Origin of the sequence: Loktanella sp. M215 (assembly GCF_021735925.1) — a bacterium.
Classification (GTDB): Bacteria; Pseudomonadota; Alphaproteobacteria; order Rhodobacterales; family Rhodobacteraceae; genus Loktanella.
On record NZ_WMEA01000001.1, the window covers coordinates 531486 to 552042 of the forward strand.

Sequence of the window (20557 nt, forward strand, 5' to 3'; positions counted from 1 at the left end):
CAACTTAGAGAGGTGGTGAAAACCACATGCAGGTTAGTGTTCGTGATAACAACGTCGATCAGGCGTTGCGTGCTCTGAAGAAGAAACTTCAGCGTGAAGGCGTGTTCCGCGAAATGAAGCTCAAGCAGCATTTCGAGAAGCCCTCCGTCCGCAAGGCGCGCGAGAAAGCCGAAGCCATCCGCCGTCAGCGCAAGCTGGCGCGCAAGAAGGCCCAGCGCGAAGGTCTGTTGTAAGACAGATCAACGTCGATTGACACGGTTGAACCCCCGGCTGGCAACAGACGGGGGTTTTTTTTATCTCAAATTGGTGGCGTGTTTTACCGATCGGAAAGTTTTGTCGGCGAGTATCTGAGTGTTGGCTCGAAAGGAAGCGTCATGACTTACCCTCCTCGGATCGTACCTGACAGCGGCTGCAGTTTTGCGCCCCGGCAAGCCTACGACGGCGGCTTTACCATGGCGTTTCAGCCGATCTTCGACACGGCAAGCGGTAAGATCTTCGCCCATGAGGCGCTGGTCCGCAGTGCAGCTGGTGGCCCTGCTGCCGACGTCATGCGCCACGTTAACTGCAAGACACGCTACAGCTTTGACCGCAGATGTCGCGTCAAGGCCATTGCGATGGCGTCCGCCCTTGGCCTGACCTCGCGGCTAAGCGTGAATTGCATGCCCGACGTCGTCATGGATCCGGACACCTGCATTCGCGCGACCCTGATGGCCGCGGACCACTACAAATTCGATCCCGCAAAACTGATTTTCGAATTCAACGAAAAGCATTATCTGCGCGATCCGCAGCACTTGCGGGCCGTCATGGCCGGTTACCGCAGACACGGCTTTCTGACCGCAATCGACAATTTCGGGACCGGGTTTTCGGGTCTGGGGGCCTTGTGTGACGTACAGACGGACATGATCAAGCTGGACAAGACCTTGATCCGAACGATCGACGGCCATGAGGAACAGCAAAGAATGGTCCGCTCCATCATCGGCCTGTGTGATGACCTTGGCGTCAAGATCATCGCGGAGGGGGTCGAGACGCAGCGCGAATTCGACACGCTCCGCGGCCTCGGGGTCACGCACGTACAGGGCTTCTATCTGCGCGAACCGTTGATCGAACGTCTATGCGAAACCGCCCTCGTACCACTGCCCGTCGCGGCCTGAGGGACGGCCATTCCTGGATAGTCACCTAACATGAACGGCTCCACTCCGCCAAACATCAGGCTGTGATCCACTCGCGCAAGTCAAAGACAATCGGCCCGGGAGAGGATTACAGAGCACGCTCCGGGCTTGTTGCGGACAGCGTCGGCAGCAGGTCGGCAATTGCGTCGCGCCGCGCGCCGGTTGCGCGGTCAAGAAGGTCCTTGGTCAGGGCCAGATGGCGTTCACGACACATCTTGTCGGTCACCGTATAGGGTGCAGCGGCAACGAAACTGGACTGAAACAGCCCCGCGAAATCCAGATGCTGAAAGCGGACGCGCTGCGTTTCGTGTGGTGACAGGCCACCGTCGTACAAGAGCGCCTCCAACAGTCCCGCATGCAGCCAGTTCAGACAGTTCATTGCGGTGAACGGGTCGTTGAATCCCGGCGACAGGGCGCGGGCGATCATTTCGACCAATTCATCGGCGATGAACGTCGTCGATTGGGCCTCTGTCCGCGCGTTTCCGGTCGCAAAGGCATCTTGCAGGGTCTTGATCTGCTTGTCGGTCAACGCATCCCGCGCCGTCACCACCATGACGGTCTGATGCGGTGTCACGAAGTCGCCGGGACCCGCGCGAACGGCAATCACCCAGTCATTGTCGCGCGCGCAGTCGACAAGCGTCTTCTTGTCCAGTTGCTGGATATACCCGGTCGTCGTCAGCGCGATGTCATGGCTCTCTGCCTCCTCGGCGACATTTACGGTTTCACTCTCGTGGCCGGACCGGTCGTCGATCAGGCCACGGATACTGGCGCTGAACGTGTGGCCAAGGTTGGACGCGATGTTGGACACGTTGATCGTCTCGGGGACGTGGTGGATGTAATAGATGATCGTAAAGACCGACATCAGCGTCAGTCCCATCGCCGTGGCAAGCCCCACGTAAGGCACGAACGGCGCATCACCGTCCTGCACCGCGCGCAGGACGATGACATTGAAGACAAACGTGCCAAGCAGCAGACCGAAACTGATCTGGGTGCCACGGTCGCGCATGAAATTGCCGATCAGGCGCGGGCCAAAGGTGTCGGCGGCAAATGACACCGCAACGAGCGTCATCGAGAACATGACCCCCGCGACGCCAATCACGGCAGTGGCCAGCGTCGAAAGGGTATTGCTAGCACTGCTGGGATCAATCGCCGTCAACCGGTCCGGCAGATCGAAGGGCAGGACATCCGGATGCAGATCAATCGCGATGGCCCCGCGCCCCAGCAGCAGGCCGCCGATGACAAGCGTCGACGGCCAGAACCAATAGCTGGACCGCGTTTCCTCGATGAGCTTGCGCAGCAGGGCGCGTGACCCGAAAAGCGCCATCTCAGTCACACCCTCTGAACAGTGGAAGGGCATGCTGGCAGACCGGATCGGCCCCGCAGGTGGTGATCACATCAAGCCTGTGGTGCAGGCCAGAGCCCGTCCGTCTGGCGCCTACGAAAGCAATGAGCCGCAGCACAGTCCGATCCCCACAGCTATCCGTAACATACTGCCTCGTGGTTTGTGTCCGGTGCCGCGATGTCCGGCGCCGGTCGCAATCCTGCACCACATTCGGCCGATCCGTGTTCCATTGTCCACCTGCGAAAGCGTGATGGCACGACCATTCCGACCTCAGGCGCATTCTTTTCACGGTGCCGCATGGGAACCGATCCGCGACATGCGGGTTGGTAGGACAGAAAGACACATGTCCCCGTGTCTTGTGTGACTGGCTGATCGGTGTTGTTCCCTCGGCACTTGGATCGGCCAGTCGCCCCCCTCCCACCCTACCAAATGTTGAACGGTCGTAGGCGGCATCGCTGGAACCGGTCGTCGTCAGGACAGTTATGGTCCAACACGATTTGGGGAAACAGCGATGAGCAATTTCAACGAAGGCGACAGCGTGAAGTGGAGCTGGGGCAGCGGGTCCGCGAAAGGCGAAATAGTCAAGCGCTACACGCGCAAGACAACCCTGACCATCAAGGGGACAGAGGTCACGCGTGACGCCAGCGAGGACGCGCCAGCATTCCGCATTCGCCAGGACGACGGCGACGAGGTGCTGAAATCCGTGACCGAGATCGAGGCCGCCTGAATGGCATGCTCTGACATCGCCAAGGCTGCGGACCTTGTTTACTATCCTGACAGCGAGCCGGGGATCAGACGGCGCAGGGCAGGCCGTGGCTTCAGCTATACGGCAGCCGACGGCACCCGGATCGACGACACCGCAGAGCGTGACCGGATCGCCGCCATCGCCGTCCCACCGGCCTTCGAGGATGTCTGGATCTCGCCCTTGTTGCGCGGCCACCTGCAGGCGACGGGCCTCGATGATCGAGAGCGCAAGCAGTATCGCTATCACGCAGACTGGACCGAGCATCACGCACAGCTGAAATTCGAGAAACTGGCGGCCTTTGCCGAGAGTCTGCCGCAGCTTCGCCGGTGGATCGGCAGTCGGCTGCGCGGCCCCATCGGCGACCGGGATACGGCCGTCGCGGCGACGCTTGCCTTGATCGACCGCGCGTCGTTACGGGTCGGTCACAGTGTCTATACCGAGGAAAACGGCAGTTACGGCGCCACGACGATGCTGAATGCGCACGGTGATTTCACCGACGGCCGCGTGCGGTTGGCCTATATCGGCAAGGGAGGTGCCGAGATCGAGAAGGATTTCTACGCCCCGCGCCTCGCGGCCGTGCTGGAAGCCTGTCAGGACCTGCCAGGGGCAGAGATCATCACCTGGATGGATGACGCTGGACAGGCCCATGCCGTCCGGTCAGAGCAGATAAACGAGACGCTTCACACCCTGTGCGGGCCGGACATCACCGCCAAGACGATCCGGACTTGGAATGGGACGCTTGCCGCTTTTGGTGTGGCGCAGTCTGGCGACACCCTGACGATCAAGGCCATGGCAGAGGCGGCAGCCGAGGTGCTGCACAATACGCCGACTGTGGCCAGAAACAGCTATGTCCATCCGGCCGTCATTGCCTTGGCCGAGACGGACAGGGAGGCCGTGACCGAAAGGCTGCAAAATCTGTCGACAGCGCAAAGCCCTGCGGGGTTGCGTCAGGGCGAGGCAGATCTGATCGCCTTCCTGCGCAGCATGTGAAACGGCCGAAGTCCCGCCGTCACATCAAGGGTCGGCGGGGAACGAGATCCAGTTCGACCCTTGCGATCTCGGCAAGTTTGACCTTGTCGTTGATCGTCAGATGCCCATCCGACCAGTCGGCCAATTGCTGATCGCGCAACTTCGAAAGCGTCTTGTTGGTATGCACCAGTGACAGCCCAAGCGCGTCCGCCAGATCCTGCTGACGATACGGCAGGTTCATGCGGCGGTTCTGAACCAGCCCGATCGCTTCGGCGCGCACGAAAGTCCGCAACAAGGCCCACGACAGGGCCTCGAACGCGGAACGCTGACCGATCGAGGTCAGGGCTTCGCCCAGAAAGTGCTCTTCGACCGCTGCAAGCCAGGTGATGTCAAAGCCACGCTCTGGGTGCGATTTGAAGAAATTCCACAATTCCGACCGGTTGAAGACGCAGAGGGTCATCTTGGACGAGGCTTCGACGGAATGGGCCATTTCGCCCATGACACCCGCCTGCAACCCGATGAAATCACCCGGAAAGACAAAGTTCACGACTTGGCGGCCACCGTCCATCGTCGTCTTGTATCGCAGCCCCATCCCGCGCAACGCGGTAAACAGCTGTGGCGAATTCGAACCTTCGATCAGAACGGGGGTGCCAGCCTCGATCGTCAACTCACCAACTTTGAACCGCTGCATCGCCAGCACGTCCTGTTCATTCATCGGTTTGAACAGGGAATGTCGGCGGAGCGGACACTGACTACACTTCGTCGCCATGATGCTTCCCGACAATGACAGCCCTTTGACCCGGCTGTCTCATACTCAATGCAAAAGAGTGCGGACTGGTTCCGCCGCGCCCGGCGGGCGCGTTGCAAACACGCCGTTTCATCAGCGCGGGCGCGATCCTGACATCAGGATCGCGCCCGTCAGATCAGACGTTCAGTGTCTCAGTCGACGAGAAGAACATGGCCTGCGCCACGGCAGAGCGCACCTGATCCTCGGTATAGGGTTTGGCGATCAGGAACGCCGGTTCCGGTTTGTCACCGGTCAGCAGACGCTCTGGGAAGGCGGTGATGAAGATCACCGGCATGTCGCCGAATTCCCCCAGTAATTCGTTGACGGCATCGATACCCGACGAATTATCGGCCAGCTGGATATCGGCGAGAATCAGATCGGGGCGTTCGGATTGTCCCAGCGTAATCGCACCGGCGTGGGTGCGCGCGATGCCCGTCACCTTGTGACCCATGTCGGACACCAGCGATTCCAGATCCATCGCGATGATCGCTTCATCCTCGATGATCAGGATCCGGCCAGAAACGCTGTCCGCCATTTCACGGTGTGCGACATCGATCAGATGCACGACTTCGGATTCGTCGATCGACATGATGTCGGCGATTTCCGCGTGGCTGAATTCCTCGATGGTGTGCAGCAGAAGCGCCTCGCGCGTGTTGGCGGTCAGCTTTGCGAGGTGACGCTGTGCGGCCCCCTCGATGCCCAACGGCAACTCGCCCGGATCGGAGGTATCGGTGCTGATCCACATCATGTGCAGCGTCTTGAACAGCGCGGATTTCGGCGAAATCTGTGTGTCAAAAATGCTGCGGTCTTCCAGAATCGCTTCGAGTGTGGCGGCGGCATAGGCGTCACCACTCGACTGCGTGCCCGTCAATGCCCGCGCGTAACGGCGCAGATAGGGCAGATAGGTTCCGATTGCGGTGGTAATATCCTGCTGTGCAGTGCCGTTTGACATAGTCTTTTTTTCCTGTCTTTCCCTATCGCGGGAACCGAACGCGTATCGCCGCGTTTGGGTTCCTCTAGGCCGAGTGTAGAATTTAGATAATGGCAGGCGGGCAAATGTCCAACGATACCCCGAGCGAAAAGGCGCGTCATCAGATCGACGCCAATCTTAAGCGTGTCTTCCGTGAGCAGGAGCAGGCCGATTTGCCGGACCGTCTGAAGGAACTTTTGGCCAAGCTCAAGGAACAGGACTCGGCCGGTCAGGATGGAAAAGCATGACCGCCGATCCGCGCGACGAACTTGTCAATCACCTGCCGGCCCTGCGTGCCTTTGCCATTTCGCTGACCCGGAACGGGTCAACGGCCGATGACATGGTGCAGGATACGGTCGTGAAGGCCTGGACCAACATCGAAAAATTTGAACCCGGCACGAACATGCGCGCCTGGTTGTTCACGATTTTGCGCAATACGTTCTATTCCAGCCGCCGCAAGGCCAAGCGGGAAGTGGCCGATGTTGATGGGATCTTTACAGAGAATATGGCCGAAAAGCCCGCCCATGACGGCCATTTGCAGATGACCGACTTTCGTCACGCCTTTGCCAAGCTGCCAGACGAACAGCGGGAAACCCTGATCCTTGTCGGGGCGTCCGGCTTTTCCTATGAAGAGGCCGCCGCGATGTGTAACGTCGCTGTCGGAACGATCAAGAGCCGGGCAAACCGTGGTCGCAAGCGGCTCGCGGAATTGATGCACCTTGACGCCGATGGCCCCGTCGAACTGACGGACAAGGTCACAATCGCCGTGGTCGCCAACAACGGCAATTCGGCATTTTGATGTCGTCCGCGCCGGACGGAAAAGACGACCGCTGGCCGTTGTTGCAAAGCCTGCCGTTTCGGGTCGTGGCATTTCTGTCGCTGGCCTTGCTGCCGATCGGTCTGCTCGCGATCTGGCAGACCCAGAATCTGGACGAGACGCTGCGCGCCCGGACGGCGCTGTCATTGGTGGCCCTGACAGAGCTTGCGATTTCAGGCGAGCGGCAGACCCTGCAACGGGCAATCGGTGCCGCACGCAGCCAAGCGACAACCGTGGGGCTGACGTCCGATGACCCTGAAGCGTGCAGCGCCGCTTTTCGGGCTTTCCGGGATTCGGACCCCAGCATCAGCTTTGCCGGTGTTCTTCAGACATCGGGCATGATCGCCTGCTCGTCGGAAAGTGCACCGTTTTCGATCGGCACCGATGACCGCGCACGCGCGGTGGCCAGCAGCGCGGACACGGTCCTGAATACACGGCTGGGTGCCGAACCGGGTGAAAGCAACAGTGTCATTCTGTTGCAACCCATCGTGCGGGACGGGACGGTCGCCGGTCAAATCGTGCTGGCTTTGCCGACCGACACATTGACCGGTATGCCCGACCTCGACAATTCCGCGCCGCCGCTGTCCCTTGTCATCTTTGACCGCAACGGCCAGATCATAGCGTCGCAGGGCGAAGCGCCGGTCAATCCGGTCGTCGACCTGTCGCAAGAGGCTTTGCTGCGGCTGGGCGCCGACCCGTCGACCTTTGTCGGGCGCAACGCGGATGGCCAGCGGCGTGTCTTCGTCATGCTGACGCTGGTGCCCGGCCTTGCCTACGCCATGACCGGGTGGGCCCCGACCGAAGGCTTCCTCGCGAGCACCGCGATCACGCTGCCGTCGTTCTTTCTGCCCGCGCTGATGTGGCTGGCAAGCCTTCTGGTCGCGTATTTCGCCGTCCACCGTCTGGTGGTCAGCCCGGTCCAGGATCTGCGCAGCCGGATGCGCCGCTTTGCCGCTGACCGGGCGCTGCCGAAAGCCAAGAACACCGAAATGCTGCCGCAAGAGCTTTTCGACCTGGAACAGACCTTCGTCAACATGGCCTACGATCTGATCGACGATGAAGCCCGGATGGAAAACAGCCTGCGTGAAAAGAACGTGTTGCTGAAAGAAGTCCATCACCGGGTCAAAAACAATCTGCAAATGATCTCGTCGATCATGAACATGCAGATCCGGACGGCCCAATCGGACGAAAGCCGTCATGCCCTGAAACGGCTGCAGGACCGTGTCCTTGGCCTCGCGACGGTGCATCGCTACATCTATCAATCCAAGGATCTGGCCCGCACCGAGGCGCGGCCTTTGATGGCCGATATCTGCGGCACGCTTTTTGCCCAGCTTTCGGAAATCGGCAATGACATCGAACATGATCTGAAGGTCGATAATTTCCACCTGCTGCCGGATCAGGCCGTGCCCCTCGCTCTTCTGGTCGGTGAAGTCGGAACAAATGTGACCCAGCAACTGGGCGCGGCACCTCGGACGGATGGGGCCCAACGCTTTATGCGGTTCAGCCTGTTGATTGTTGCGCCGGGAATGGCGCAATTCCAGTGCAGCACATCGGCCGTTCTGTCTCAGGATCACAAAGGGAAGGGTGTCGGCCATCAGTTGATCCGAGCGTTTTCCGTCCAGTTGGGTGGCAAAGTCGAAACGGCTGAAACCGCCGACGGGCACACGGTCACGGTCGCTTTCCCGATCACGACGGACATTCCGGACCCCCTCGACTATTGACGCTGCACCGCTGCAAATCAGCCACAGCACGAGGTTAGTGGTCGCAAGACGTCAAACCCGGGAACCGAATCCATCCAAGGCTCGTTTGGTTACAAGCTAGGATGGAACTGACCATGACCTTCGATGTATTTCTTGCCAGCATGGCCGCGATCGGCCTGGCGGCGCTTATGATCTTCCTCCTCACACGCAAGGGGGATCCCTTTAGCGGGGGAACGCGGCAGTCCGTGCGGACCAACGACCGACGCCAACGGGACGACCGGAACCAAAGATAAAAGGCCCGCCAAAAGGCGGGCCTTTCAGTCTTTCTATTTGCGCAGCTGATCCCGGATTTCGATCAGGACGTCCAGTTCGGATGGACCGGTGTGGACATCAGGCGCGATATCATCCGGCCGCTCTGCCTGTGATTTGATGCTGTTGACGGCCTTGACCAGCATGAACACCACGAAGGCGATGATGAGGAAATTGATGCAGGCCGTGATGAAAGCACCGTAGGCAAACACGGCTGCACCGGCATCCCGCGCAATCTGCAGACCGGCATTATCCGGTACGGTGCCAGACAGTACGACGTACATGTTGCTGAAATCGACCCCGCCAAGGATCAGGCCAATGATCGGGTTGATCAGATCACCCACCAAAGACGTCACGATGGCCGTAAAGGCCGCGCCGATGATGATACCTACGGCAAGATCCATGACATTGCCCTTGGCAATGAAATCCTTAAATTCGTTCAGCACGCTTTTGTCCCCCTGTGATTCAGACTGCGACGGTTTGCCGCTTTCCTGCAATGCGCGCCACCTTTATCGCCTTTGTAGAAAAAAAGAAGCCGTTTCAACGCGCCACGCGCCCCAAAATGTGGACCATGCAATGACCGACCTTTCAGCTTTCCCCATCACATCACGCTGGCCGGCCGCCGATCCGACGGTGATTCAGCTGTACTCCTATCCCACGCCCAACGGCGTGAAGGTTTCCATCGCCCTTGAAGAGATGGGGTTCGCCTACGAGCCGCATCTCGTGACCCTCAAAGATGCCGACGTGAAATCCGACGCTTTCACCTCCCTCAACCCGAACGGCAAGATCCCGGCCATCATTGATCCGAACGGGCCGGACGGCCCCATCGGCCTATTCGAATCCGGCGCGATCCTGATCTATCTGGCTGAAAAGTCCGGCAAGCTTCTGGGCCGGACCGCCGCCGACAAGGCGCGGATCATCCAGTGGGTCATGTTTCAGATGGGGGGTGTCGGCCCGATGTTCGGCCAACTTGGCTATTTCTACAAATTCGCGGGCAAGGATATCGACGATCCCCGCCCCCAACAGCGCTACATCACAGAGGCGAAGCGCCTGCTCGGCGCCGTCGAAGCCGCACTCGCAGGGCAAGAGTGGATCGCCGGCGACTTCTCCATCGCGGATATCGCCTTGGCCCCTTGGCTGAATGCGCTCGATTTCTATGGCGCGAAAGAGGTCACCGGCTACACCGACCTGACGCATGTGCCGGACTACGTCGACCGTTTCTTCGCCCGACCCGCCGTCCAGAAAGCCAAATCCATCCCCGACCCCAAGGCCTGAGACTCCGCATTAACCTGAACGGACAGGCATCCGGGTCTGCACAGGCAGACCCGGACGCGGCTAGCCGCGCAGCGTGCCGCCCGTGGCCTTTTCGACCTTAGCCACGATCTGCTTGCCGATCCCTTCGATCTGCGCCTCGGTCAATGTCGCATCCACGGGCTGTAGCCGTACGGTGATCGCGAGTGACTTCTTCCCCTCGCCCAGCGACCCGCCGGTGAAGGAATCGAATACCCTCACTTCGGCGATCAGCGCCTTGTCGGCACCGGCGGCGGCATTGACCAGTGTCAGCGCCTCGACCTGTGCATCGACGACGAAAGCGAAATCGCGCTCGACGGCCTGCAAGTCCGTGGCCACAAGGGCCGCACGCGTGTTCGTCTTGTTGCGCGGCAGCGGGATCTCTGCCGGGAACAGGGTAAAGGCGACCGCGGTCCCCTTCACATTCAGCGCGCGCAGCACACGCGGGTGCAACTCGCCGAAGATGCCCAGCACCTTTTTGGGCCCCAAACAGATCAGACCGTGCCGCCCGGGGTGCCACCAGCCGTCATCCCCACGCAGGATCTGCACCTTGGCCGGTGCGCCCATCGCAGCCAGCAACGCTTCGGCATCCGCCTTCGCGTCGAAGACATCGACGGCGCGCGACGCGCCATGCACGTCCTTGGGTCCGGTGCGCCCGATCATCACGCCCGCAACGCAGGGCTGCTGATCACCCGGTTCGCCACCGCTAAACACATCACCCGCCTCGAACAGCGCGATGTCACCGAACCCGCGCGCCTGATTGCGCGCCGCGGCCTGTAACAGCCCCGGCAGCAAGGATGGGCGCAGATGCGACATCTCGGTCGAGATCGGGTTTTCAAGCCGCGTGGCATCGGTGCCGCCGCCGAACAACCCGGCCGCGGCTTCGTCGAGGAAGCTGTAGGTCACGCATTCGTTGTAGCCCAGCGCCGCAGCTGCACGCCGCGCCACCGTCAGCCGCACCTGCGCGGGTGTCAGCACCGGCTTTGGCACGCCCGGCTGCGTGCGCGGCATCGGCACGCCGACCAGTTTGGTCAGCGACGCGATCCGCGCGACCTCTTCCACCAGATCGGCCTCGCCCTGCACGTCGCCGCGCCAGCTTGGCACATGGGCCATGTCACCCTTCAGCACGAAGCCCAGCGCCGCCAGCGTCGCGCGCTGGGTCGCGGCGGGAATGTCCATGCCCACAAGGCTGATGACGCGGTCCGTGTCCAGCTTGTAGGCGCGGTCGGTATCCGGCACGGCGCCGGCCTGCACGACCTCTGACGCCTCGCCGCCCACGACCGACTGGATCAGCGCGACCGCATGGTCCAGCCCGTCGGGCGTGAAGGCGGGGTCGATCCCGCGTTCGAACCGGTAGCGGGCGTCGGAATTGATCTTCAGCGCGCGGCCGGTGTAGGCGATCTGCACCGGGTCCCAGTAGGCACTTTCGACGAAGACGTTGACCGTCTCGGGTGTGCATCCCGTGGCATCGCCGCCCATGACGCCTGCAATGCTTTGCACGCCGGCGTCATCGGAAATCGCGATCTGGCCGGGCGACAGGGTATAAATCTTGTCATCCAACGCCACGATCTGTTCGCCGCCCGTTGCGCGGTGGACGCGCAGATTGCCCTGCACCTTGTCGGCATCGAAGACGTGCAGTGGCCGGTTCAGATCGTAGGTGAAGAAGTTCGTCACATCGACGAGGAACGAGATCGGCCGTAGCCCGATCGCCCGCAGCCGCGCCTGCAGCCAGTCCGGGCTGGGTCCGTTGCTGACGCCACGGATCAGACGCCCGCAGAACACAGGGCATCCGTCGCGCGTGTCGTCATCAATCGACACGCCCAGATCGGAAGTGAAGGTGCCGTCGATCTGCGGCGTCTCCAGCGGCTTCAGTGTTCCGAGTCCCCGCGCCGCCAGATCCCGCGCCACGCCGCGCACGCCCAGCGCGTCGGCCCGGTTCGGCGTGATCGCGATCTCGATCACCGGATCGACGCGCGCAGGCGCGTGCACCGCCAGCCAATCGGCAAAGCTGCTGCCAACCTCGCCCTCGGGCAGTTCGATGATACCGTCGTGTTCCTCGGACAATTCCAGCTCGCGTTCCGAGGCCATCATGCCGTGGCTTTCGATGCCACGGATCTTGCCCACGCCGATGGTCGTGTCGATGCCGGGGACATATACGCCCGGATGGGCGACGACCACGGTGATGCCCGCCCGCGCGTTGGGCGCGCCGCAGATGATCTGTTCCAGCCCGTTGCCGGTCCGCACCTGACAGACGCGCAGCTTGTCCGCGTCGGGATGCTTCTCGGCGGTTTCGACATAACCGATGGTGAAGGGGCGCAGCTTTTCGGCGGGGTTCTCGATCCCCTCCACCTCCAGCCCCAGATCGGTCAGCGTCTCGGCGATCTCTGCAACCGAGGCATCCGTCTCAAGGTGGGTTTTCAGCCATGACAGGGTGAATTTCATCGCGCGCACTTTCGCCAGATCAGAAGTTGCGCGTTCTTAGCGCATCGCTTCCGCGGGTGAAAGCACTGGTCTGCGGGCCGCCTCAGCCGCCAAAGCTGCGGCTGCTGCCGAAACTGCTGGTCCGCGACGACCCGAATCCGCCGGTCTTGCTGACCGTGGCGCGTGACATGGGTGCCGCCGCTGCAGGGGCTGCGCGAAAGCTGGATGGCTGCATCCGGGCGCTGCCGCGATTGCCGTTCAGCACCGTGCCGCCCCCCGCCGTCGCGAACTTGCCCCCGGCATCGCGGTACAGCGGCTGCGTCATCGCGCGGTTGCCGCCCAGCATGCTGCCCATCAGGTAGCCCGCCATCAGCGGCATGAAGATCGACCCGCCGCCACCAGCCGCTCTCTCGTCCACGACGCAGGCGCCGCCGTGCTGTTCCTCGCACAGCGCCTGATCGTCGTAGCGCGGGGCGGACCGTTCGTATTCGACCAGCGCATCCTGATAGGCGGCGTCGCAGTCCTGGACGGTGAATGCGACCGTCCCGGCATTCGCCGCGGCCTCACAGGATGCCTTGTCGGGAAAGGCGTTCGCCTCGACCGCGTCGTCCTTGCAGCCGGCCAACGCAAACGCAGTGGCCCCCAGCAGGATTGCGGGCATGATGCGGGTGCGTTTCAGGGGGCGGGATGCGGTCACGGTGGCGTCTCCTTGGCAGGCGGGCGGGTTCATGGCGTTAGATAGGGTGCATCAGTCGAGAATGTAATGCGGCTTGAACCGGCTCAGATCCTGCGTGATCCGGGACCGGTCTTCCCGCAGGCCCATGCCGACGCAGGTCTCGCCGACGATCCACGTGCCGATGACGGGACGAAAGCCGTCGAAGACCGGCATCTCGTGATAGGCCTGCGCGATCATCGGGTGCGCGTCGTAGTCGCGCACGGTCGCATCCTCGATCACCGCGTCGCCTTGCCGGATACTGATGCTGGCACCTTCGCGGCTGAACACTGGCTTTCGCACGACCCCGCGCGCCAGCGCATCCTCCGCCCGCGTCACGGCGTCCGACCCGGCATCCAGGTCGTCGGCAAAGAAGCTGGGCAGCAGGTTCGGATGCCCTTCGAACATCTGCCACAGAACCGGCAGGAGGCCCTTGTTCGACACGACGGCCTTCCACGCGGGTTCGAGGTATCGGCATTGCGCCCCCGCCAGATGGGTCGCGAAATCGTCGCGCAGCAGGTCTTCCCATGGATAAAGCTTGAACAGGGTGCCGATCACGCGGCCCTCGGCATCGGCGAACTGGCCGGTGTCGGTCACGCCGATCTCTGGCAGGTTCACGAAATGTGCGCCCATGTCGGCGGCCCGCGCCGCATAGGCCATCATCTCGACCGTGGCGTAATCCTCGGGCGAGTCTGCGAAGGCGGTGAAATGGATATGGGTGCCCGCCGGACTGATCTGGGCAAAGCGCGCGGTCAGGGCCTCGTAGATGCCGTTGAACTGGTCTGTGCCTTCCGGCAGGGCGCCGTTACGGATCATGTCCTCCAGCCAGTCCCACTGGAAAGAGGCGCTCTCGAATAGGGCCGTGGGCGTGTCGGCATTGTATTCGATCATCTTCGCCGGACCTTGTCCGTCGTAGATCAGGTCGAACCGTCCATAGAGCTCCGGCGCACCACTTTGCCAGGATTCGGCCACCAGATCCCAATGCTCACGCGGGATCGCCAGCCGCTGCATCAGCTCTTCCGACTTGACGATTTCGGCTACCGCTTCGCGGCACATGGCGTGCAGGGCGGTGGAGGGGTCCTCGATGTCGTCCTCGATCTGGCGCAGGGTGAAGGCATAGGCCGTCTCCTCGTCCCAGTAGGGTTCGCCGTACATCGTGTGAAAGCTGAAGCCCGCGGCCTCGGCCTTTTCGGCCATATCGAGGCGCGCGCCGAGGGGGATTCTTTTCATGGATCAGGCCTTTGAGGATGAAGGGAAGGCAGATGGGCGGGTCAGGCGGCCGCAGCGTCGCCCTGGCCCAGAAGCGCCGCGCCCTGGTGCCCGATGATCCGGGCAGAGACGATACGCCCCTCGGGCTGGTCGCTGTCGAGATGGACCTCGGCGAACTGCGCGGTGCGGCCCATGCGGGGCGATTCCATCAGGATGTCATGGCGCTGGCCGACCTGTGCTGCCAGATGTGCCTGCACGGCGGCGTCGCCCGCGGCCCGCAGACGCGCGGCCCGGTCCTTGATCTGCGGCCCGCGCACCTGCGGCATCCGCGCGGCCGGGGTGCCGGGGCGCGGCGAATAGGGGAAAACGTGCAGCCAGGTCAGATGGCAATCGGCCACGAGCGCCAGCGAATTGGCAAAGGCCGCCTCGGTCTCGGTCGGAAATCCTGCGATGATGTCGGCACCGAAGGTCATGTCCGGGCGCAGCCTGCGCGTCTCTTCGACAAAGCGGATCGCGTCGTCGCGGGAATGACGGCGCTTCATCCGTTTCAGGATCAGGTCGTCGCCATGCTGCAGGCTCAGGTGCAGGTGCGGCATCAGACGCGGTTCGGTCGCGATGCACTGCATCAGCGCGTCGTCCACCTCGATGCTGTCGATCGATGAAATGCGCAACCGCGGCAGATCCGGCACGAGCTTGAGGATGCGCAACACCAGGTCGCCCAGACGCGGCGTGGCAGGCAGATCGGCGCCCCATGACGTCAGATCCACGCCGGTCAGCACGATCTCCTGAAAGCCTCGGTCGACCAGCCGCTTGATCTGGTCAACGACGACGCCCGCGGGCACCGACCGTGAATTGCCACGCCCGAAGGGGATGATGCAAAAGGTGCAGCGGTGGTCGCAGCCGTTCTGCACTTGCACATAGGCGCGGCTGCGCGTGCCGAAGCCATCGATCAGATGGCCTGCCGTCTCGGTCACGGACATGATGTCGTCGACCTGCACCGGCTCTGTCGTGCCGGTAAAGTCCGGCGCCATTGCGGCCCATGTTGCGGGCTGCATCTTCTCCGTGTTGCCGATGACCATGTCGACCTCTGCCATGGCAGAAAATGTCGCGGGTTCGGTCTGGGCCGCACAGCCGGTCACGATCAGGCGCGCATCCGGATGGGCGCGGCGCAGCTTGCGGATGTCCTGCCGCGCCTTGCGCACGGCCTCTGCCGTCACGGCGCAGGTGTTGACGACGATAGCATTCGTAACACCCGCCGCCGCGGCCAGTTCGGTCATCGCCGCGGTTTCGTAGGCGTTCAGCCGACAGCCGTGGTTGGAAAAGATCGGCGCCTCAGCCATGCCAGACACCGTCAAACACGTAGGCCACTGGTCCGGTCATCCAGACGCCGTCATCGCGCCAGTCGACATCCAGCGTCCCGCCGTCAAGGTCGATGCGCACCCGCCGCCCCGTCAGCCCCCGCCGCGCGGCCGCCACCGCCACCGCGCAGGACGAAGAGCCGGAGGCCAGCGTCACGCCCGCCCCCCTTTCCCACACGCGCATCCGCAGCTGGTCCGGTCCGATCACCTGCACGAACTGGACGTTTGTGCGTTCGGGGAACAGCGGATGATGTTCCATCGCCGCCCCGCGCGTCGCAAGATCGACGGCGGCCACGTCGTCAACGAAGAAGGTGCAATGGGGATTGCCCATGCCGGTCGCGACAGGCGCGCCTTCGATCGGCAGGCGCAACGTATCCATCGCCTCTGCCAGCGGCACCTCGGCCCAGTCCAGCAGCGGGGCGCCCATGTTCACCGAGGTCATGCCGTCACCGGCGTCGCGGGCAAAGAGTGTGCCACGGTCCGTCGTGATGGTTAGCGCGTCCGTCCCGCGCCGCGCCATTTCCCACGCGGCGATGCAGCGGGTCGCATTGCCGCAGGCCGCGGACTGGCTGCCGTCACTGTTCCAGAAGGTCAGGTGCAGGTCCGCAGCGGCGCCCGGTGGCGTGGTGATCTCGGCCAGCTGGTCATAGCCGACCCCCCGGTGCCGGTCCGCCATCGCCATGGCCAGCGCCGCATCGACGCGGCCATGGCCGCGCGAATCGATGACGACAAAGTCATTGCCGAGGCCATGCATCTTCATGAACGGGATTGATGTCTGTGTGTCCTTCATGAGGGCCATATACGGGCCGCGCCAAACTTTATCCAGAGGAGGCGGCTATTCGGGGTTGACCCCACCCGCTCCGCCTTCTAAATCGCCCCTCGTGGCATGGGCCGGTAGCTCAGTTGGTAGAGCAACTGACTTTTAATCAGTAGGTCTCGGGTTCGGATCCCGACCGGCTCACCACAGAATTCAAGGGGTTAGCAGAAAACTGCTAACCCCTTATTTGTTTGTGGCAACCACCAAGCAACCACCCTGCATACCAAAGCGTAACGCCATGTAGAGCAGTATTAACCACCGATGCATCGCCTAAGTTAGTTAAATTATAGGCAAGCCATTGAAATATTACGGTAAATTTGACAATCTACCAGATTCGTGATAATATGTCGCTATCGACAAAGCACGCAGTAGTAGTAGCGTTGCTCTCTGTCGTGCGTTCCAAGGCATTGCCCTGACCGCAGAACATCCCCTTAATTTTATAACAAGGAGCGTACCATGACGGGCAACGCATACTCAGATCATGTCAAGCTGACATCAACAATGTCTCCAATGCAAAAGAACCGCGCACTGAACGACGGCTTTCGGAAAACTGCGAAAGGCGGCGTCGTCACAATCTCCATGGGCATCCACTTGCTTGGCCGGGCGGAAGTAGAAATCATCATGAAGCGGCTTAGCGGGCCGGACGGAGACAACAGTTGCGCAGCCGACAGCGATCACGAATGCGGCGAGATCACAGTCAGCAACCGCCTGATCTACTGGGAGATCAATTGCTATGACAATGACCTTAATGATTTGTCGCCTGATCCGACTAACCCTGAGCAGACCAAGCGATTCATGACGTTGATGCTAGATAGCGAGGTCTGACATTCTAGAAGAAACGCACATCGCATATCTGTCAGGCCCGTATACGCGGGCCTGCATGATCAGGTGATCTGATGGTCGGTTAAAAACCAACTTTCGCGCAGGCCATCATCAGGACCCCGCGACGCTTCCGTATGCTTGCACTGCATTATAAATCCGATGACAAGTTCCGTAGGGATATTGTGCCGGTAGGCATAGACTAGCTGACGAGCGGACTTTGAACGTTGGTCGCGAGAAATGTGCGGACATCCACCAGCTAACAGGTGATAACACCAAAAAAATGGATTCTCCTCAGGATGTGGCGCTGATTTCCGGACTAACGGGTTTTTCCAATCCGACATATAATTCTGAACAAACTCAGCTAAAAACGCCTCCTCTTGGCGGTCCGCTATCTGCTGGCCGATCCGGTAAACGCTCCTTTTTAGTACGTTGGCCGGCTTCCAAAAGGGAGGCTGCTCCAACGCGGGCGGCTTCAGAAGTTTGTCGAATATCTTGCCCCCTTTTTCCGCAAGTTGTTCCAAATCCCAGATGAAGTCGTGCTTACGCTCTCCAAGTTCTCGCACCACCTCGCCTCTGTGATTAAGAATATCGGGCCCTTGCCCATGCCTGTGTCGTTGGAGCGGCCCCCTCAGCGCAGTGATCCTAGGTCCCTGCCCGTGGGCGTTTTGTTTGGGCGGTCTCTTCCGGACAACGATCTTAGCTCTTTGCCCCGGCCTGATTCGCTTGGACGGTCTCATCAGTGAATTCTCCATGCCGTTTTCGACTTCAATAATCTAGTATTTTACCAGAGATACCAATGCAAGGCCATTCATCGGATCCTTACCTTAGATGAGATCTTATAACCCTTTGTATAAGTTGCGATTTTCTGGAGTGATGGCGTCATCCGTGGTAAGATCAAGTTGCTTCGACCGCGGATGAGAAGCAACGAGGCCTCTAGTGTTGATGCACGGCTCAGTTGCGGAAGGATGTGGGGCGAGGCGGCGATAACCATTCTAGGAGAAGAAAAATGTCATCTAAAACTTATCCGCCCGAAGCTGTATCAGATCACCGAAAGGGTGCTGTTCAGACAGCTTTCCTCGCGGAGAAGCAGGCAGCCTCTTACCTTAACATGTCAGTCCAGTGGTTGAGGAAGTGCCGAGCTAACGGTTCTGGCCCCTGTTGGGTGAAATTCGAACATGCAATCCGGTATCCAATCAGGGATCTGGAGTCCTACGCAGAAAAATCATGCCGCCGCTTCACCGGTGAGGTGCGCCATCCTGATTAAGGTCAAGCTCCGTAGAACCCAAGCGGTCTTATAAAGGAAAAAGAACCGCAAGCTTTCCCCACTTCTCGGTTATGCCGAGCCGGTGAAGAAAATAGCTCAGCTGTAAGATTTCAGCTAAATAACCACAAACAAGCTACTTGCTTTGAATAAGTGAACATAAAATGGCAAACACCCATACAGACGTATCAACCAACAGTTTATTGCTACCGGATCAGTTAGGTAAGCTATCGAGTGAACAGAGACAGAAGGTAGTTAATCACACAGACGAACATCGTTTACTAGACGAGTTGGAAGCTAGAAGACTGAGACAATCCCGAATTGATATCTTTATGAAGAAATGCGCTAATGCTGTTGACAGACGCGACCAGGGTAAGTCTGCATTGACGAAGTCTGAACGTGAGGTGGTTAACTTAGTGACCGGAGGTGATCGCTATCGTCAGACGCGATTACGCCAAACATTTTCTTGCGTCGCATCCAACCCGTACGCCCGTAACATCTTCTTCGATGGGGTCTACAGCCAACTTGAGCAAAACTGGCAGCATCCATCTGCCTCTATGTACTTTGCTACTTTTATTGACCGAGATTGGTGTCTGCCGAAGGGTGCGAAGACTGTGGATATTGCGTCAATGCAGGCCCGGACTGAAGGTGCCCTTAAAGAGATGGGTTGGGATGCCATACTTTTCTTGGAAATTCAGGCTGTAGCTAACTTGGGCAAGGTCAAGTTCCTTGCGCACCTTCATGGCTTCCTATGGAAGCGAGGCTCTAAAGGAGTAGGTGTTCGGCGTCTGCAAAATACTCTGAACCAGAAGTTCCAAGGGATCGGGCACTCAAAGGGCGTAACCTTGATGCTAGTTAAAAAATCTCATCCAAACGCGCTATCGACTAGATTTTTTTATGCGACTAAGCTCCCAGATACAGGAAAGTCTTTTTCACCGGTGCAAAATTCGGAAAAATCTTATAATCTAGATAGCCGAGGGCGCATGAAAGCATCGCATCCCAAAAACTATACCGATTTAGATGCCCTCAGGACAGCACGGATGCTCGGGCAGCAACAGATAGACGATATTGTGTTTGCGGTCGGAGAGGGAAGTTCCGTTAAGGCCTCGGGAGCGGATGCTTTAACGGCTAAAGTTGAGACCCTTTTTCAGGCGAAGCCTGATCCGACACCAGCACGGGTTTCAAAGGCTTTCTCAAAGCTCTTACGGGATCGAGAGGAATAGATAAAAGAATCGCCTAATGTATTGTCAAAAGTGCGTTATGACTTACCAGAGTTTATGGCTACTAAAAATCAAGTTTTGGGAGGTGTAAAGCTCTAAATCTTGATTGTATTTGGGGACAGATTTTCTCTTGTGACGAATGCGGTTCGTCACAAGAGAAAGTTCGTTGTTGGTCATTATATTATAGCACACCTTTATGCCAACAAGCTACTTATAACACCATGAAGGCTAACATATGAATTTCATAACACGAAAACCTCGCTGTGGCCCTAGAAGCACGATAATTGCGTTGCTATACGTTTCCTGCTTGCCGTTTAGCCTATTTACCGGAAATCGAGTTTAAGGGTCTTGCCGGTCGAAATGCGTCTGGCAATATCTCGCACTACAGATCATCACCCCCTCGTCATCTTCATCTTCTTCAAGCTGTGCGCCGCACTCTTCGCACATGCCCTCGCCAGTCTCAGGATCTTCCATTTCGAACAGCCTTTTCATTCAGTGATAGGGTGATGTTAAACGCTTTTTGCCGGATGCCAATAGGAGATTTAGTTAATCCTGTGAGTGCTATCACCGGCTGAAGCGAAATTTTCAGTTATGCACGCACTTAAGTGAAAGTCTTTACTTTTAATTCGGTTGCTCCAA

General features: G+C 59.8%; 20 protein-coding genes and 1 tRNA gene. 11 read left to right on the top strand and 10 right to left on the bottom strand.

Annotation, left to right across the window (positions count from 1 at the left end; translation table 11 throughout):
• Positions 1-26: 26 nt before the first annotated feature.
• Together rpsU and GLR48_RS02610 are read left to right on the top strand one after the other, a co-directional pair.
• On the top strand, positions 27-233 hold the full coding sequence (gene rpsU / locus GLR48_RS02605) for a 30S ribosomal protein S21 (protein WP_072857096.1): 207 nt from the start codon (positions 27-29) through the stop codon (positions 231-233).
• Between the two features lie 141 nt (positions 234-374).
• On the top strand, positions 375-1151 hold the full coding sequence (locus GLR48_RS02610) for an EAL domain-containing protein (RefSeq protein WP_237058413.1): 777 nt from the start codon (positions 375-377) through the stop codon (positions 1149-1151).
• A 106-nt stretch (positions 1152-1257) separates the two neighbouring features.
• Here GLR48_RS02610 and GLR48_RS02615 read toward each other — a convergent pair whose 3' ends face one another.
• On the bottom strand, positions 1258-2493 hold the full coding sequence (locus tag GLR48_RS02615) for a DUF2254 domain-containing protein (RefSeq protein ID WP_237058415.1): 1236 nt from the start codon (positions 2491-2493) through the stop codon (positions 1258-1260).
• A 529-nt stretch (positions 2494-3022) separates the two neighbouring features.
• On the opposite strand from GLR48_RS02615, the gene GLR48_RS02620 reads away from it, so the two are divergent.
• Together GLR48_RS02620 and GLR48_RS02625 are read left to right on the top strand one after the other, a co-directional pair.
• Positions 3023-3238, top strand: a complete 216-nt coding sequence (locus tag GLR48_RS02620) for a DUF2945 domain-containing protein (protein WP_237058416.1) — start codon at positions 3023-3025, stop codon at positions 3236-3238.
• Complete coding sequence (locus GLR48_RS02625; RefSeq protein ID WP_237058417.1) at positions 3239-4246, top strand: DNA topoisomerase IB; 1008 nt, start codon at positions 3239-3241, stop codon at positions 4244-4246.
• Between the two features lie 19 nt (positions 4247-4265).
• Here GLR48_RS02625 and GLR48_RS02630 read toward each other — a convergent pair whose 3' ends face one another.
• Both GLR48_RS02630 and GLR48_RS02635 read right to left on the bottom strand, forming a co-directional pair.
• A complete protein-coding gene (locus tag GLR48_RS02630; RefSeq protein WP_442915739.1) occupies positions 4266-4994 on the bottom strand; it encodes a Crp/Fnr family transcriptional regulator in 729 nt (242 codons plus the stop codon).
• 154 nt (positions 4995-5148) lie between these two features.
• Entirely contained in the window at positions 5149-5964 is an 816-nt protein-coding gene (locus GLR48_RS02635; protein ID WP_237058419.1) for a response regulator, read from the bottom strand.
• 104 nt (positions 5965-6068) lie between these two features.
• On the opposite strand from GLR48_RS02635, the gene GLR48_RS02640 reads away from it, so the two are divergent.
• Genes GLR48_RS02640 through GLR48_RS02650 form a run of 3 tightly spaced genes read left to right on the top strand, consistent with a single transcriptional unit; the run spans position 6069 to position 8520 of the window.
• Positions 6069-6230 (top strand): NepR family anti-sigma factor, encoded by a 162-nt coding sequence (locus GLR48_RS02640; RefSeq protein ID WP_237058420.1) that lies wholly within the window; start codon positions 6069-6071, stop codon positions 6228-6230.
• Positions 6227-6781, top strand: a complete 555-nt coding sequence (locus GLR48_RS02645; RefSeq protein WP_237058421.1) for an RNA polymerase sigma factor — start codon at positions 6227-6229, stop codon at positions 6779-6781. Before GLR48_RS02640 ends, GLR48_RS02645 begins: the two co-directional genes overlap by 4 nt.
• Positions 6781-8520 (top strand): sensor histidine kinase, encoded by a 1740-nt coding sequence (locus GLR48_RS02650; RefSeq protein WP_237058423.1) that lies wholly within the window; start codon positions 6781-6783, stop codon positions 8518-8520. The genes GLR48_RS02645 and GLR48_RS02650 overlap by 1 nt, the downstream gene beginning before the upstream one ends.
• A gap of 305 nt (positions 8521-8825) precedes the next feature.
• On the opposite strand, the gene mscL is transcribed toward GLR48_RS02650, so the two are convergent.
• A complete protein-coding gene (gene mscL, locus GLR48_RS02655; RefSeq protein WP_237058425.1) occupies positions 8826-9254 on the bottom strand; it encodes a large conductance mechanosensitive channel protein MscL in 429 nt (142 codons plus the stop codon).
• A 130-nt stretch (positions 9255-9384) separates the two neighbouring features.
• On the opposite strand from mscL, the gene GLR48_RS02660 reads away from it, so the two are divergent.
• Positions 9385-10083, top strand: coding sequence for a glutathione S-transferase family protein (locus tag GLR48_RS02660; protein WP_237058427.1), 699 nt, complete (start codon positions 9385-9387; stop codon positions 10081-10083).
• Between the two features lie 60 nt (positions 10084-10143).
• Here GLR48_RS02660 and pheT read toward each other — a convergent pair whose 3' ends face one another.
• The 5 genes from pheT to dapF all read right to left on the bottom strand — a co-directional run bounded on the left by pheT (position 10144) and on the right by dapF (position 16588).
• Positions 10144-12540 carry a phenylalanine--tRNA ligase subunit beta gene (gene pheT / locus GLR48_RS02665; RefSeq protein ID WP_237058429.1) on the bottom strand — a complete coding sequence of 799 codons (2397 nt, stop codon included), beginning with the start codon at positions 12538-12540 and terminating at the stop codon, positions 10144-10146.
• Between the two features lie 82 nt (positions 12541-12622).
• Complete coding sequence (locus GLR48_RS02670; protein WP_237058431.1) at positions 12623-13216, bottom strand: DUF1190 domain-containing protein; 594 nt, start codon at positions 13214-13216, stop codon at positions 12623-12625.
• 51 nt (positions 13217-13267) lie between these two features.
• Complete coding sequence (locus GLR48_RS02675) at positions 13268-14461, bottom strand: glutathionylspermidine synthase family protein (protein WP_237058433.1); 1194 nt, start codon at positions 14459-14461, stop codon at positions 13268-13270.
• 41 nt (positions 14462-14502) lie between these two features.
• The gene (gene mtaB, locus GLR48_RS02680; RefSeq protein WP_237058435.1) at positions 14503-15780 is read right to left on the bottom strand and encodes a tRNA (N(6)-L-threonylcarbamoyladenosine(37)-C(2))-methylthiotransferase MtaB; all 1278 of its coding nucleotides are present in this window, start codon (positions 15778-15780) and stop codon (positions 14503-14505) included.
• Entirely contained in the window at positions 15773-16588 is an 816-nt protein-coding gene (gene dapF / locus GLR48_RS02685) for a diaminopimelate epimerase (RefSeq protein ID WP_237058437.1), read from the bottom strand. Before dapF ends, mtaB begins: the two co-directional genes overlap by 8 nt.
• 98 nt (positions 16589-16686) lie before the next feature.
• On the opposite strand from dapF, the gene GLR48_RS02690 reads away from it, so the two are divergent.
• Positions 16687-16762, top strand: a tRNA-Lys gene (locus tag GLR48_RS02690).
• 309 nt (positions 16763-17071) lie between these two features.
• Entirely contained in the window at positions 17072-17440 is a 369-nt protein-coding gene (locus tag GLR48_RS02695) for a DUF3768 domain-containing protein (protein ID WP_237058439.1), read from the top strand.
• Positions 17441-17499: 59 nt separating this feature from the next.
• Here the strand turns inward: GLR48_RS02695 and GLR48_RS02700 are convergent, their stop codons facing one another.
• A complete protein-coding gene (locus GLR48_RS02700; protein ID WP_237058441.1) occupies positions 17500-18000 on the bottom strand; it encodes a hypothetical protein in 501 nt (166 codons plus the stop codon).
• A gap of 862 nt (positions 18001-18862) precedes the next feature.
• On the opposite strand from GLR48_RS02700, the gene GLR48_RS02705 reads away from it, so the two are divergent.
• Positions 18863-19921 carry a hypothetical protein gene (locus tag GLR48_RS02705; RefSeq protein WP_237058443.1) on the top strand — a complete coding sequence of 353 codons (1059 nt, stop codon included), beginning with the start codon at positions 18863-18865 and terminating at the stop codon, positions 19919-19921.
• Positions 19922-20557: the final 636 nt, after the last annotated feature.

What these genes read in the sequence shown, in the direction of transcription:
- rpsU (WP_072857096.1), top strand. Translation starts at nt 27, where the DNA reads ATGCAGGTTAGTGTTCGTGATAACAACGTCGATCAGGCGTTGCGTGCT.
- GLR48_RS02610 (WP_237058413.1), top strand. Translation starts at nt 375, where the DNA reads ATGACTTACCCTCCTCGGATCGTACCTGACAGCGGCTGCAGTTTTGCG.
- GLR48_RS02615 (WP_237058415.1), bottom strand. Translation starts at nt 2,493, where the DNA reads ATGGCGCTTTTCGGGTCACGCGCCCTGCTGCGCAAGCTCATCGAGGAA.
- GLR48_RS02620 (WP_237058416.1), top strand. Translation starts at nt 3,023, where the DNA reads ATGAGCAATTTCAACGAAGGCGACAGCGTGAAGTGGAGCTGGGGCAGC.
- GLR48_RS02625 (WP_237058417.1), top strand. Translation starts at nt 3,239, where the DNA reads ATGGCATGCTCTGACATCGCCAAGGCTGCGGACCTTGTTTACTATCCT.
- GLR48_RS02630 (WP_442915739.1), bottom strand. Translation starts at nt 4,994, where the DNA reads ATGGCGACGAAGTGTAGTCAGTGTCCGCTCCGCCGACATTCCCTGTTC.
- GLR48_RS02635 (WP_237058419.1), bottom strand. Translation starts at nt 5,964, where the DNA reads ATGTCAAACGGCACTGCACAGCAGGATATTACCACCGCAATCGGAACC.
- GLR48_RS02640 (WP_237058420.1), top strand. Translation starts at nt 6,069, where the DNA reads ATGTCCAACGATACCCCGAGCGAAAAGGCGCGTCATCAGATCGACGCC.
- GLR48_RS02645 (WP_237058421.1), top strand. Translation starts at nt 6,227, where the DNA reads ATGACCGCCGATCCGCGCGACGAACTTGTCAATCACCTGCCGGCCCTG.
- GLR48_RS02650 (WP_237058423.1), top strand. Translation starts at nt 6,781, where the DNA reads ATGTCGTCCGCGCCGGACGGAAAAGACGACCGCTGGCCGTTGTTGCAA.
- GLR48_RS02660 (WP_237058427.1), top strand. Translation starts at nt 9,385, where the DNA reads ATGACCGACCTTTCAGCTTTCCCCATCACATCACGCTGGCCGGCCGCC.
- pheT (WP_237058429.1), bottom strand. Translation starts at nt 12,540, where the DNA reads ATGAAATTCACCCTGTCATGGCTGAAAACCCACCTTGAGACGGATGCC.
- GLR48_RS02675 (WP_237058433.1), bottom strand. Translation starts at nt 14,461, where the DNA reads ATGAAAAGAATCCCCCTCGGCGCGCGCCTCGATATGGCCGAAAAGGCC.
- mtaB (WP_237058435.1), bottom strand. Translation starts at nt 15,780, where the DNA reads ATGGCTGAGGCGCCGATCTTTTCCAACCACGGCTGTCGGCTGAACGCC.
- dapF (WP_237058437.1), bottom strand. Translation starts at nt 16,588, where the DNA reads ATGAAGGACACACAGACATCAATCCCGTTCATGAAGATGCATGGCCTC.
- GLR48_RS02695 (WP_237058439.1), top strand. Translation starts at nt 17,072, where the DNA reads ATGACGGGCAACGCATACTCAGATCATGTCAAGCTGACATCAACAATG.
- GLR48_RS02705 (WP_237058443.1), top strand. Translation starts at nt 18,863, where the DNA reads ATGGCAAACACCCATACAGACGTATCAACCAACAGTTTATTGCTACCG.